This is a genomic window from Myroides phaeus, assembly GCF_009799805.1.
In the GTDB taxonomy this organism is placed as follows: domain Bacteria; phylum Bacteroidota; class Bacteroidia; order Flavobacteriales; family Flavobacteriaceae; genus Flavobacterium; species Flavobacterium phaeum_A.
On sequence record NZ_CP047050.1, the window covers coordinates 240,817 to 254,409 of the forward strand.

Below are 13,593 nucleotides of genomic sequence, written 5' to 3' on the forward strand. Positions count from 1 at the left end.
ACTTCAATAAATACTAAATGCGTTTTTTTCTGATTTTACTCAAGAACTCTTGTGTAATACCTAAATAAGACGCAATTTGAATATTAGTCAACCTCTGTACCAACAAAGGATAACGTTCACAAAAGTCGTCATACTTTTGAGCCCCTGTCATAGACAACTCATTAACGATACGCCTTTGTAAAGCAACACATTCTTGTTGTGTCATAATTCTATAAATTCGTTCAAGTGGCGCAACCTTAGTATAAAGTTCCTCTTTCTCCTTTTTATGAATAATCAATATTTCGCTGTCTTCTAAAGCCTGGATATAAAGCTTAGAAGGCTTGTTAAAATTATAACTCTCTAAATCTGCCAACCACCAATCTTCTATAGAGAAGTGAACGATATGTTCTTCTCCTGTTTCATCAACACAGAAAACACGAAAACATCCTTGTACAACAAAAGCTTCAAAGTCACAAATAGTACCAGCTTCTAACAAATACTCTTTCTTCTTAAGTAATTTTGTTTGAAAAGTATTCATAATTATTTCTCGCTCTACATTTGAAAGCGCAACACCTTTCTTCTCAAAATTAGATATCAAACAAGCTTTTGTCATTTATTTCCTTTATTACTTAATCCACTTAACTGTTGTAGGAGCTACATAAGTTTTCATCAACACAAGAAGATCATCAATATTATTTGCAACTACAATCATATCTCTATTTTCCTGTTTTAAAAAACCATTTGCTACCATTGAATCTGCCATTTGTAACAACGGAGTATAGAAGTCATCTATATTTAACAAGGCAACTGGCTTTTTATGCAAACCTAATTGTGCCCAAGTCAACATCTCAAAAAACTCTTCCAATGTACCATATCCACCTGGCATTGCAATAATACCATCAGACAATTCGTCCATTTTAGCTTTGCGTTCGTGCATCGTTTCTACAATGATTAAATCGGTTAAACGAGTATGTTCCAACTCAACACTTTTTAAGAAAGTAGGTAAAACACCTATTACCTCTCCCCCGTGCTCAAGTGCGCCATCTGCTACTGCGCCCATTAAACCGACTCTTGCTCCTCCGTAGACCAAGCCTATTTTGTGATTAGCCATTGTTTGCCCCAGTCGATAAGCTTCTGTTTTAAACAATGTTTTTGATCCTGAACTCGAACCACAAAAAACTGTATATCTCATATTTATTTTGATTACAAATAAGGTTTTAATAATTGATTACCAATAACTTACAATATTTTTCGTATTGATTTATTCTTTTTTATAAAAAAAGTGTGTAACAAATAGTCAAATACTGTTACTACTATGATAGCAACCCAAATTAAAACAAATAAACTTAACTCAATAACAATTATGAAATTTAAACTAAGCATTTTCCTTTTTTTAACCATGGTGTGCTCTACGTTTGCACAACAAAAAGGAAAAATAACAGGTATCGTTTTCGATAAAACGCTTAATGAAGCAGTTCCTTATGCTACAATTTCTTTGAAAGATGGTGAGGCTATTGTAACAGGTCAGATGACCGCAGAAGACGGAAAATTTGAGCTATCTGCTCCGATGAAAAAATATACAATCGAAGTACAATTTATTGGTTACAAAACATTTACTAAAGAATTCGAATTAACTGAAGCTATTCAGAACTTTGGATATATTAACCTACAACCTGAAGCGACAACTTTAGATGGTGTTAATATTGTAGCTGAGCAATCTACTATTGAACAAAAGATCGACAGAAAAGTAATTAATGTTGGAAAAGACTTAACAACAGTTGGGGCTACTGCATCAGAAATTATGAATAACATCCCTTCTGTTAATGTTGACCAAGATGGTAAAATCTCATTAAGAGGTAATGAAAATGTGCGTATTCTTATTGATGGACGTCCAACAAATATCTCAGCAGATCAATTATTAAAACAAATTCCTTCTACTTCAATTAAAAGTATTGAGTTAATTACTAACCCAAGTGCTAAGTATAATCCAGAAGGAATGTCTGGTATTATTAATATTGTATTACACAAAAATACAGCTGATGGGTTCAATGGTTCTGTTGATACAGGTTTGACTATTGCAAAAACGCCTAAGACAACAAACTCATTAAACTTAAACTATAGACAAGGAAAGTTAAACTTCTTTGGTAATGGTAGTTTCAGCAGTGGGAAATATAAAAATGAAGGAGATATGGTCCGTCACGACATTTCTTCTCCAACAGAAATTAGAATGCGTTCTAAAAACAACTCTTACTTATATAAAGTAGGTGTTGACTATTATATTGATGACAACAATACTTTGTCTTTTTATACAAACCAAAGTAATGGGTCAAATGATTTAGACTTATATACATCTACTGTTTATCCTAAAGGTGATTTTGAAGATATCTTCCAAAAAACTTATTATGACGGATCAAGCAGATATAGTTCATATAACTTAGCTTACAAACATTTATTTGAGAAAAAAGGACACACATTAGACGTTGAAGTTAACTTAAACGATAACAAACGCACAAATGATGGGGACTACAACACTAAAACAGGTATAGCTAATAATCTTTACCAAGACTTTTCAGTTGACAAGAGTACAATGACAACTGTAAACGTTGACTATGTAAATCCTTTAAACGATCATACGAAACTTGAAATAGGTGCTGAAGCGAGAATTTCAAGAGCAGAGAATAATTTTAATACAACTCTTGTTGGAAAAGATATTGTTAACAATGATTACAACCAAGATATCTATTCAGCTTACGTTACTTTTGGACAAAACTATGGCAAGTTTAATTACCAAGTTGGAACAAGATTAGAAAGCTATAAAGTAGATTCTAAAACAGCAGGTAAAACAATCTTCAAAGATGATTACGTTACTTTATACCCTTCTGTTTACTTAGGATATAATATGACTGACAATGATATGTTTAACTTGAGCTATAGCCGTCGTGTAGATAGACCAAGTGTTTCTCAAACAAATCCAATCAGACAGTTCTCTACTCCATTAATGTCAATGGTCGGTAATCCAGAACTTAAACCTCAGTTTACAAACTCTATTGAGTTAAACTACACAAGAATGTTTGCTAAACAAAGTAGTATTACTGCTGGAGTTTATTACAGAAACATTAATAAAGAAATCAACCACGTGATCTACAAAGATCCGTTGAATGATAACCCAAATGCGTTATTAATGACGTATGACAACTACAAATCAAATGATGCTTATGGGTTTGAGGTTTCTGCTAATATAAAAGTTACGCCATGGTGGGATATGCAACCTGCTATTGATTTCTCAAGTATTAAACAAACTGGTGTAGTTTCAGAAATCAAAACAACAGCACAAGGAATAGAAACAGAAATGATTATGCGTTCGATTACTGCTAATGCGTTCAATGCACGTTTAAACAGTAACTTTAAAGCGACTAAGAACTTACGTTTCAACTTATTCGGATTCTATAGAGGTGGTGTAGATGGTATTACTTCAGATTCTAAAGAAATGTATAAGATAGACGCTGGAGTTAGATATTCTTTATTAAACAATAAAATGAGCATCAGTGCTCGTGTAAACGATATTTTCAATACAATGAAATATGGTTATAACTCAATCTATCCTTATCCTGCAACAGGAGAATTTAGATGGGAAAGCAGATCATTATACATTGGTGTAAACTATATGTTTGGAGGTGCTAAGAACCGTGCTTTACAAAGAAAGTACAGAGATTCTAACACGAAACAAAGTAGTGGCGGAGGTGGAGGATTATTCTAATCCACAACCCGTCAGACAATTCTTTTTTTGATTATTACTGAAAAAGCTGCTATTTTAAGGATAGCAGCTTTTTTTATTTTGTCATTTAATATTTTAAAAGAAACTCTCTTACTTTACTTTGCACCTTTTTTATAACTTCATCTTTGGATAAAAATAAATCGTGTATACCATTATCAACACAAGCATCTACAACTACATTACTCAATCTATTTCCTACCCGTTTAATATCATTTACATTTAATACAATATCTGATTCAAATACTGTTTCATTCCACTTTTTAGGATTACCCGATTTTGAACTATACAATAGTAAAATTGGCAATTCACCTAAATCAGAAGATTTCACCAACCTATCTTGTGCTTGTTTCACAGCAAGTATCCAAGCATAAAATACTGGAAAAGGCTTAATTGGTTTTAATCGTTTGTCATAATCCCAATTGCCTTTATAATCTTTATGTAAGGACTCGCCATATATTTCTGGTAATCCATCTATACATCCAAAAGGATTACTGTTCTTTCTATTTTTAGCAAAAAAGCTTACAAACGGTTTCACGTAAAAAGGAATATTGAAATCTAAAAATGGAGAGTTTAAAATCAATCCTCCTATCCTCTCCCTCTTCTTTCCAAATTTAGCGTAATAAGTTGCTAAAAGTCCCCCTGTACTATGTCCTAAAAGATAAATTTGAGTCTCTTTATTGTCGTTTAGAATAAAATCTAAACCAAACTCTATATCAGGAAAATACTCGTCTAAGCTTTGGCAATAATTTGGGTGTTGATGTGTAAGAAGAGACCTACCACATTTTCTTAAATCAAGAGCATAGAAATTAATTCCTACAGAATTAAAGTATTCCATGATATGCTTTTGAAAGAAATAATCACAAAAACCGTGTATATATAAAACAGATTTATATGCCTCTTTTTGGTTTCTTTTCGATTCGATAAGCGTAGTAACTACCCTACCCTCATAATCGTTTGCAAAAGTATGTTGATGTGTTATATAATCTTGATACGTAAAATGTAGGTTCATAGTCTAAAAGCAAAGTGATTATAATAATGGCGAAAATAATCGAATGAAACTATTTTTCAGTCGATGCCAATTAGATCGTTTATTCCAAAAGCTCAATTCTAATTTAATTGAATCCTTACAATCATTATAGAACATTTGTCTCATCTTATTAGCAAAAGCTTCATCATAAGTAATTACATTAACTTCAAAATTCAAATCAAAACTTCTGTGATCTAAATTACACGTACCAATTGAGCTTACCCCTGAATCTGTCACAAAAGTCTTAGCGTGAATAAACCCTTTTTTATACAGATAAATCTCAACACCGTACTCTAAGAGTTCTTGGAAATAAGATTCTGATGCTAGTTTTACAATATGTGAGTCTGTAATACCAGGTAAGATAATCTTTACCTTTTTACCACTTAATACGGCCATTTTTATAGCCAACTGTAATGATTCGTCTGGAATATAATATGGAGTTGTTATCAACACCTCACTCTGGGCTGTTTGTATTGCTTTTAAGACACTATAAAGGATAGAAGGCACATCTGAGTCCGGTCCAGAAGAAATCACCTGTACAGGCACATTTCCTGCAACATCCCTTGCTACTTTAGGAAAATACTTTTCATCAAAAGCAATTGACTGCTTGCTACAAAAATTCCAATCCGCTAAAAATACATATTGTAGTCCATATGCACCAGGCCCTTCTATACGAAGATGTGTGTCACGCCAGAAAAACTCATTTAACTCCTTTTTACGGTTGTCATATCTATCAGATATATTTATTCCTCCCGTATAACCAATAAGTCCGTCTATAACGACAATTTTGCGGTGATTTCTATAATTAAGTCGATTTGCAAAAGCCAATAGTATAATTTCATTAAAAGCATAAGCTTCTACTCCATTTGCTCTTAAATTACGAGCTATATTTTTTCTTATATCTCGACAACCAAAATCATCATATATGAATCTAACCTCAATTCCTTCTTTTGCCTTTGCTATTAATACCTCTTCTATTTCTCTCCCAATGTCACTATTTTCAAAAATATAATATTCGATATGAATACTTTTTCTTGCTTGCTTTAAATCTTGTAGCAACCTCGGAAAAAACTCCTCTCCATTCTCTAATATTTCAGCCTTATTGCCAACCAACAAAGGTCCATCTCCTAATGCAGGATTAGATAACATATTGATGAATGAGCGATTTTTATTTACAATTGGATTGCCATTTTCACCTAAATCTAAATGGACTTCTCGTAGGCGCTTTGACAAACGTTCACTATAGTCATCATTTACCTTTAACTTTTTAGAATACATTTTTCTCTTGCGGTAATTAATACCAAAAGAAAAATAAAACAACATTCCCAAAATAGGCACAAAAAAAATAAGGAGTAAATAAGCTAAGGTTTTAGAAATAGAATCTGTATCATATACAATTCGAATAGCTACACCGATAGCAATTAAAAAATATATAATTTCAAAATATATAAACCAATCTGCTTGTATTCTAAAAAACATATCAAATGTATTTATTCACGAAACTCTACACTATCACATCTGTCAAATAAAGACAGACTTTTAGAGAATTAATAAATTTAAAAAAATAAATCCAATGAATAATGAATACTAAGATAAAAAGAGTGTAAAACAAAAAAGCCTCCCTAATAAGGGAGGCTTTTGAGCCAGTGGAGGGACTCGAACCCACGACCTGCTGATTACAAATCAGCTGCTCTAGCCAGCTGAGCTACACCGGCGATTAACCGTATTTTATACAATATAGATTCTCTAAGAGAATTTGAGCCAGTGGAGGGACTCGAACCCACGACCTGCTGATTACAAATCAGCTGCTCTAGCCAGCTGAGCTACACCGGCGACTCAACTATATTGTATTTTAGTTTAATGTAATTTTTTTGAAGAATTTGAGCCAGTGGAGGGACTCGAACCCACGACCTGCTGATTACAAATCAGCTGCTCTAGCCAGCTGAGCTACACCGGCAACTCAATTATATTGTAATATTAATTCTTTAAAAGAACTTGAGCCAGTGGAGGGACTCGAACCCACGACCTGCTGATTACAAATCAGCTGCTCTAGCCAGCTGAGCTACACCGGCGACTCAACAATATTACAATATAAACTCTTCAAAAAAATATGAGCCGATGGAGGGACTCGAACCCACGACCTGCTGATTACAAATCAGCTGCTCTAGCCAACTGAGCTACACCGGCGACTCATTTTGCGAGTGCAAAGATAGCACGCTTTTTGTATTTTACAAGACCTTCAGCGTTTTTTTTTATCTTTTTTTTCTACTAAAGAGCGTTTATTTTCTCAACTAATTGACCAGCAACAGTTTCAAGTTTTGTATAAACTCCTTTAAAATGTGCTTTTTTATTTTCAACATTCTTAGCGTTTACTTCATCGATCAATTCATCGAATGAATTTAATGCTTCTTCTAATAATGCATTAGTAGATTCAGTAACTCCATTAGTAGTCATTTCGTGAATATAAATAGCTTGAATAATATCACCTAATACATAGTGAATATCTTTTTTTAAGTTTTTTACACTTGCCATAATTCTATCTTATTTTAAATTTGAAACAAATCTACAATTTTAAAATATCCTATACTACTTTTTTAAGAAACAAATATTTCTAAAAGTGTAGCATTCCCTGACAATTGAATATTTTCAATTATCGCTGGTACTAAAATTGTATTCCCTTTTTGAAATTGATACTTCTCAGAACCAATAGTCATTGCACACTCCCCTTCTGTAACTACATAAATATAAAACCTTTGAGAATCTTTTTGTTTAAAAAACTCTCCTTTTAAAGGAATATAGTTAACGGAGAAAAACGGGCACTCCACTATTTTATTGATAGTATTCTTTTCTTGTGAATATTGTAATTCTACTTCTTTCTTATTATAATCTATAGCATCTAAAGCTAAATCCACGTGCAGTTCTCTTGAATTGCCTTTAGCATCAACTCTTCCCCAATCATAAACACGGTAAGTAATATCAGATGTTTGCTGAATTTCAGCAAGTAAGACTCCTTTTCCAATTGCATGGATAGTACCTGCGTCTATAAAGAAAACGTCTCCCTTCTTAACAGGAATTTCTTTAAGAATAGAAGGTAATGTATTCTTATTTAAGTGTTCTAAATAACTTTCTTGAGTAACCCCTTCTTTAAAGTCAACTACAACTCTTGCTCCTGGATCTGCTTGCATAACATACCACATTTCTGTTTTACCACAAGAATCGTGACGTGTTTTTGCTAATAAATCATTTGGATGCAACTGAATTGACAGATCTTCCTTAGCATCTAAAAACTTAAATAATAATGGAAAATGTAATCCAAAACGTTCTATGATTGAATTACCCAATACTTCTTGTGGATAAGCTCTAATAAGTTTATCCAACTCCATACTCTTATATGCTCCATTAGCTACAACACTAATGTCGTTAGGCACTCCAGAAATCTCCCAACTCTCTCCTACTTCACTAGAATGAATATCTTTTCCAAGTACTGATTCTAGCTTCGTTCCTCCCCATATTCGATCCTTTAGTATTGGATTAAATAGTATTGGATACTGTATAAAATTCATACGCTAAATCAAATCAATTAATATATAGACTTTAGTCTATTAAACTTTTCCTATCCGCTTTTCCAAAAAAACGAAGGCGCAAGTTACAACTTTTAGTAATAAGACTTAAATTTTAGTTTTCTCCTTTATAAGAAACAAAATTTCTTGCAGTCTCATATAATTCTACTTCTAACTCTTTATCCTGTGGAATAAAAGGTCTTAATTTTTGCCATATTACCACAGCTATATTTTCAGCAGATGGAATTAAATTTGCAAACTCAGGAACATCTAAATTCAGGTTTTTATGATCAAAGGCTTCTTCTATCTCTCTCTTAATCAAATCTGAAAGCTCTTTCAAATCCATTACAAAACCAGTCTCTAAGTCCAATTCGCCAGTAACATGAACTATCAGTTCATAGTTATGACCATGATAATTGGGGTTATTACATTTCCCAAAAATCCTTTGATTTTTTTCATCAGACCATTCTTTTCTAAACAAGCGATGTGCTGAATTAAAATGGGCTTTACGACTAACTCTTAATTTCATATATTACTTTTTTTGAGCCTCTATATAATGGTAAAACTTAGAAAAGATTATTTTAAACCATTCAGTATAAATTTCTGGATGTTTCTCCATATCTAATTTAATCCCTTCAACAGACATCCATTTCCAAGCTTCTACTTCTTCTAAATTAATATTAGGCTCTTCATTATAATACCCTATCATTACGTGATCGAATTCATGTTCTGTAAGTCCATTGTCAAAAGGCGCTTTATAAATAAAATTAAAAACATCTTTCAATGGTACTTCAAATCCCATTTCTTCCATCAAACGTCTTCTACCTGCCTCTATATTAGTTTCACCTACACGTTGGTGACTACAACAGGTATTTGTCCATAACAAAGGAGAGTGATATTTCTCTGAAGCACGTTGCTGTAACATAACTTCATTTTTATCATTTAAAATAAAAACAGAAAAAGCACGATGCAATAAAGCTTTTTGATGCGCTTCAATTTTTTCCATTGAACCTATCTGTTCGTCTTTTTCATTAACTAATATCACAAATTCTTCTTTCATACCGTAAAAATTATAACAATTTCAAAAATACAAAAAAGATATGGTATAACTAATTTCTTTAATTATTCATCTAAAACTATTTCTAATAGAAAAACAATAACATAACTACTTACTTCTCTTTTTTTAAGTAAAAAAAGCTATAAAAAAGCTACTTTTAAAGCAATATGAACTCAAAAAAAGAGAATATGCGAAAAAAAACACCTTGTAACACGAAGTGTTTTTTTTATAAAAAACAGCCTATATCGCTTATTCTACAAGGCATTCAAGCATATTTTAATACAATAATTGATTTAAACAAATACAACAATTCTCCGAGTTTAAAGGGATTGAAGCTATTTTGTCGAAGCATAGTCGGACCATTGTCCCACCATTGTCCTTAGAAGCTTCTTTAAAACGTACTGATCCATACAGAACTCCTATAAAAAGTATACTCATAATTTCTTGTAAACCTCACTTTTCTTTAAAACAAATCACTTTTACTTAGCGCTCTCAGTAAATAATAATTAACTTAATGTTATTTATTTTTACTTACTTTTGAGCCAAATACGATAATAATAATGGAACGAAAAATTAAACTAATTTGGGATTTTAAAGGTCCTGCAGGAGAAAAAACAGCTGAACATCACGTTATCCATTTGAAAGAATATGTTGCTATTGAAAAACTTTCTATTTCAATAATAGATTACAGCCAGCTGTCAGAATTTCATTCTATTGCTTACATGGTAGTTAATGATGAGCAAATGAGACAACTTCGTGATATACTAAAACCTCACAGAGGAGAATTATACCAAGATTAAAAACAAAAAAAAGAAGCTGTCTAAAAAAATTAATAGAGGATAGGAAATTTAAACCCTTTATCTATACGAGGGTACAAGTAAAATATAAATAAAATAGGGTGGCCTTACAGACCACCCTATTTTATTTATTTGTGCAATTTTGATTTAGTTTGCTTCTTTCGTCATAAACTGAATACGCATTAATCGCAACTCTTCAGTATCATAATCACCATCAAACTCAGCCATTGCTGCCTTTATATTGTCAGTTTCAGATTCCATGAAATAATCATAAATCTCTTCTTGTTGATCTTCATCTAACACATCATCTATCCAATAACTGATATTTAATTTAGTCCCTGAATAAACAATCTGCTCCATCTCTTTCAATAAAGCATCCATATCTAATCCTTTAGCACTTGCAATATCATCAAGAGATAATTTTCTATCTACACTTTGAATAATGTATAACTTTAATGCAGAATTTGCACCTGTTGATTTAACAACTAAATCATCTGGTCTAATAATATCATTCTCTTCTACATATTTTTTAATAACATCAACAAAGTCGTTTCCATATTTCTTTGCTTTTCCTTCACTAACCCCTATGATATTAGCCATTTCTTCAAGTGTAATAGGATATTTTAATCCCATCTCTTCCAATGATGGATCTTGAAAAACAACAAAAGGAGGAACACCTGCTTTCTTAGCCACTTTCTTTCTTAAATCTTTAAGAATACCAATAAGAACAGCGTCAGCAACCGAATTAGATTTAGATATATTTAGATCACCATCAGTAATTTCTCTTGAATATTCGTGATCCTCTGTCATCATAAATGATTCCGGATTTTGAATAAAATTCAATCCCAATTCTGTCAGCTTTAATACACCATAAGCTTCGATGTCTTTTCGTAAAAAATCAGCAACTAAGACTTGTCTAACTAAAGCCATCCAATATTTCTCATCGTGCTCTTTACCAATACCGAAAAACTCTTGTGTATCAGTTTTATTTACTTTAAGCAACGCATTAACCTTACCTAATAAATTAAAAATCACTTCCTTAGTTTTATAAACTTGCTTAGTATCCTTAATAACTTGAAGCAATTTTACTACTTCATCTTTTGCTTCTACTTTCTTCTTAGGATTACGAGTATTATCATCCATATCAGCACCGTCACCATTCACTTCGTCAAACTCTTCTCCAAAATAGTGCAGTAAGAATTTTCTTCTTGACATTGAAGTTTCAGCATAAGCTACAACCTCTTGCAACAAAGCATAACCGATCTCTTGCTCTGCTATAGGCTTACCAGCCATAAACTTTTCAAGTTTCTCAATATCCTTATAAGCATAATAAGCTAAACAATGTCCTTCACCTCCATCACGTCCTGCCCTACCCGTTTCTTGGTAATAACTTTCTAATGATTTCGGAATATCGTGGTGAATTACATACCGTACATCTGGCTTGTCAATTCCCATACCAAATGCAATAGTAGCTACAACTACATCTACATCCTCCATCAAAAACATATCTTGATGTTTTGCACGAGTCTTTGCATCTAAACCAGCGTGGTAAGGTACTGCACTAACTCCATTTACTTGAAGTACATTAGCAATCTCCTCAACTTTCTTTCTACTTAAACAGTAAATAACCCCAGATTTACCACTATGCTGCTTTATAAAACGAATAATATCTGTTTCAATATTTTTTGTTTTCGGCCTTATTTCATAGTACAAATTAGGTCTATTAAATGAGGCTTTAAAAACGTTTGCATCGGGTATTTCTAAATTCTTTAAAATATCCTCTTGAACTTTTGGGGTAGCAGTTGCTGTTAACCCAATGATAGGAATATCTCCTAAATGTCTAATTATATTACGAAGGTTTCTATATTCAGGTCTAAAATCGTGACCCCATTCAGAAATACAATGTGCTTCGTCAATAGCGACGAATGATAATTTCTCACCTTGTAAAAAGCTCACATACTCCTCTTTAGTCAGAGACTCTGGTGCTACATATAGCAACTTGGTAACCCCATTTTTAATATCCTCTTTTACCTGATTAATTTCAGTCTTTGTTAAAGATGAATTCAAAACGTGAGCAACTCCATGTTCGGAAGACAAACTACGGATTGCATCAACTTGATTCTTCATTAACGCAATTAATGGAGAAACAACAATAGCTGTACCTTCTAATACTAAAGCTGGTAATTGATAGCAAAGAGATTTCCCTCCTCCTGTAGGCATAATCACAAAAGTATTTTGTCCTGAGATAATACTTTTGACCACATCTTCCTGAAGACCTTTGAACTGTGAAAAGCCAAAAAATCTCTTTAACTCCTTGTGCAAGTCAATTTCAGTTGATTTCATTATTTTTGTATGGTATTTTACATAAATTTGCAGTACCTAAAGGTAAGCAATTTCTTTATTTCAAACCTAATATTTAACATTCGCTAATTTTGAACACAGCAATAAACATACTAAACACAGCAAAAAATACTTTACTATCTGAAAGTGAAAGTGTTAAAAACTTAATCAATTACTTAACCGAAGATTTCGAAAAAGCAGTTGAAACAATTTTTAATTGCAAAGGGAGAACAATTGTGACAGGAATAGGCAAAAGTGCACTTATTGGAGCAAAAATAGTTGCAACATTGAATTCAACAGGTACTCCAGCAATTTATATGCACGCCGCAGAAGCTGTCCACGGAGATTTAGGTTTAATTCAACCTGGAGATTGTATTATCTGCATCTCTAATAGTGGAAATAGCCCTGAGATAAAAGTCTTAGCTCCTCTTTTAAAAAGACACGGTAATAAATTAATTGCTATAACGGCAAATGAAAAATCTTTCTTAGCAAAATCAGCAGATTTTATATTATTATCTAAAGTAGAAAGAGAAGCTGAAATGAATAATTTAGCTCCGATGAACAGCACCACTGCTCAATTAGTTTTAGGAGATGCATTAGCTGCTTGTTTAATTGAATTGAGAAACTTTAATGCAGAAAATTTCGCAATGTATCATCCGGGTGGTGCATTGGGTAAAAAATTACTACTTTTGGTGAAAAATATTCTGAAAAGCGAGAACAGACCAATGGTTTCTCCAAACTCATCTATAAAAGATGTGATTGTTGAAATATCAGAGAAACGATTAGGAGTAACTGCTGTAGTTGAAAATGATAAACTAATCGGAATTATTACAGATGGTGACTTGCGAAGAATGTTACAGAAAAATGATAATTTATCTGGATTTACAGCAAAAGAAATTATGTCTTTTAATCCAAAATCAATTGAAAGCAATGAACATGTGTCTAAAGCGTTATCAATGTTAGAAGACAACTCTATAACTCAATTGCTTGTTACAGAAAATGAAAAATACGTAGGAGTAATCCACTTACACGATATCTTAAAAGAAGGAATAGTATAA

At 32.4% G+C, this 13,593-nt stretch carries 12 protein-coding genes and 5 tRNA genes; 3 read left to right on the top strand and 14 right to left on the bottom strand.

The window, feature by feature from the left end; translation table 11 throughout:
• Positions 1-13: 13 nt before the first annotated feature.
• Positions 14-592 carry a Crp/Fnr family transcriptional regulator gene (locus GQS07_RS01060; protein ID WP_158209263.1) on the bottom strand — a complete coding sequence of 193 codons (579 nt, stop codon included), beginning with the start codon at positions 590-592 and terminating at the stop codon, positions 14-16.
• A gap of 12 nt (positions 593-604) precedes the next feature.
• Positions 605-1,171, bottom strand: a complete 567-nt coding sequence (locus GQS07_RS01065; protein ID WP_158209264.1) for a TIGR00730 family Rossman fold protein — start codon at positions 1,169-1,171, stop codon at positions 605-607.
• A gap of 171 nt (positions 1,172-1,342) precedes the next feature.
• Here GQS07_RS01065 and GQS07_RS01070 point away from each other — a divergent pair, with 171 nt between their 5' ends.
• On the top strand, positions 1,343-3,736 hold the full coding sequence (locus GQS07_RS01070) for a TonB-dependent receptor domain-containing protein (RefSeq protein ID WP_158209265.1): 2,394 nt from the start codon (positions 1,343-1,345) through the stop codon (positions 3,734-3,736).
• Positions 3,737-3,821: 85 nt separating this feature from the next.
• On the opposite strand, the gene GQS07_RS01075 is transcribed toward GQS07_RS01070, so the two are convergent.
• The 11 genes from GQS07_RS01075 to idi all read right to left on the bottom strand — a co-directional run bounded on the left by GQS07_RS01075 (position 3,822) and on the right by idi (position 9,401).
• Complete coding sequence (locus GQS07_RS01075; protein WP_158209266.1) at positions 3,822-4,763, bottom strand: alpha/beta hydrolase; 942 nt, start codon at positions 4,761-4,763, stop codon at positions 3,822-3,824.
• 18 nt (positions 4,764-4,781) lie between these two features.
• A complete protein-coding gene (gene cls / locus GQS07_RS01080) occupies positions 4,782-6,260 on the bottom strand; it encodes a cardiolipin synthase (RefSeq protein WP_158209267.1) in 1,479 nt (492 codons plus the stop codon).
• Between the two features lie 162 nt (positions 6,261-6,422).
• Positions 6,423-6,496 (bottom strand) — tRNA-Thr (locus GQS07_RS01085).
• A gap of 44 nt (positions 6,497-6,540) precedes the next feature.
• Positions 6,541-6,614 (bottom strand) — tRNA-Thr (locus tag GQS07_RS01090).
• 50 nt (positions 6,615-6,664) lie between these two features.
• Positions 6,665-6,738 (bottom strand) — tRNA-Thr (locus GQS07_RS01095).
• A gap of 41 nt (positions 6,739-6,779) precedes the next feature.
• Positions 6,780-6,853 (bottom strand) — tRNA-Thr (locus GQS07_RS01100).
• Between the two features lie 41 nt (positions 6,854-6,894).
• Positions 6,895-6,968 (bottom strand) — tRNA-Thr (locus tag GQS07_RS01105).
• A gap of 81 nt (positions 6,969-7,049) precedes the next feature.
• Positions 7,050-7,313 (bottom strand): hypothetical protein, encoded by a 264-nt coding sequence (locus tag GQS07_RS01110; RefSeq protein ID WP_158209268.1) that lies wholly within the window; start codon positions 7,311-7,313, stop codon positions 7,050-7,052.
• 62 nt (positions 7,314-7,375) lie between these two features.
• Positions 7,376-8,344: a type I phosphomannose isomerase catalytic subunit gene (locus GQS07_RS01115; protein WP_158209269.1), complete on the bottom strand. Its 969-nt coding sequence runs from the start codon at positions 8,342-8,344 to the stop codon at positions 7,376-7,378.
• Between the two features lie 112 nt (positions 8,345-8,456).
• Complete coding sequence (locus tag GQS07_RS01120; RefSeq protein WP_158209270.1) at positions 8,457-8,870, bottom strand: 6-pyruvoyl trahydropterin synthase family protein; 414 nt, start codon at positions 8,868-8,870, stop codon at positions 8,457-8,459.
• Positions 8,871-8,873: 3 nt separating this feature from the next.
• The gene (idi, locus tag GQS07_RS01125) at positions 8,874-9,401 is read right to left on the bottom strand and encodes an isopentenyl-diphosphate Delta-isomerase (protein WP_090410522.1); all 528 of its coding nucleotides are present in this window, start codon (positions 9,399-9,401) and stop codon (positions 8,874-8,876) included.
• A gap of 557 nt (positions 9,402-9,958) precedes the next feature.
• On the opposite strand from idi, the gene GQS07_RS01130 reads away from it, so the two are divergent.
• Positions 9,959-10,198 (top strand): hypothetical protein, encoded by a 240-nt coding sequence (locus GQS07_RS01130; protein WP_158209271.1) that lies wholly within the window; start codon positions 9,959-9,961, stop codon positions 10,196-10,198.
• A 144-nt stretch (positions 10,199-10,342) separates the two neighbouring features.
• Here GQS07_RS01130 and GQS07_RS01135 read toward each other — a convergent pair whose 3' ends face one another.
• Positions 10,343-12,538 carry an ATP-dependent DNA helicase RecQ gene (locus tag GQS07_RS01135; RefSeq protein ID WP_158209272.1) on the bottom strand — a complete coding sequence of 732 codons (2,196 nt, stop codon included), beginning with the start codon at positions 12,536-12,538 and terminating at the stop codon, positions 10,343-10,345.
• An 89-nt stretch (positions 12,539-12,627) separates the two neighbouring features.
• Between GQS07_RS01135 and GQS07_RS01140 the strand changes: the two genes are divergently transcribed.
• Complete coding sequence (locus GQS07_RS01140; RefSeq protein ID WP_158209273.1) at positions 12,628-13,593, top strand: SIS domain-containing protein; 966 nt, start codon at positions 12,628-12,630, stop codon at positions 13,591-13,593.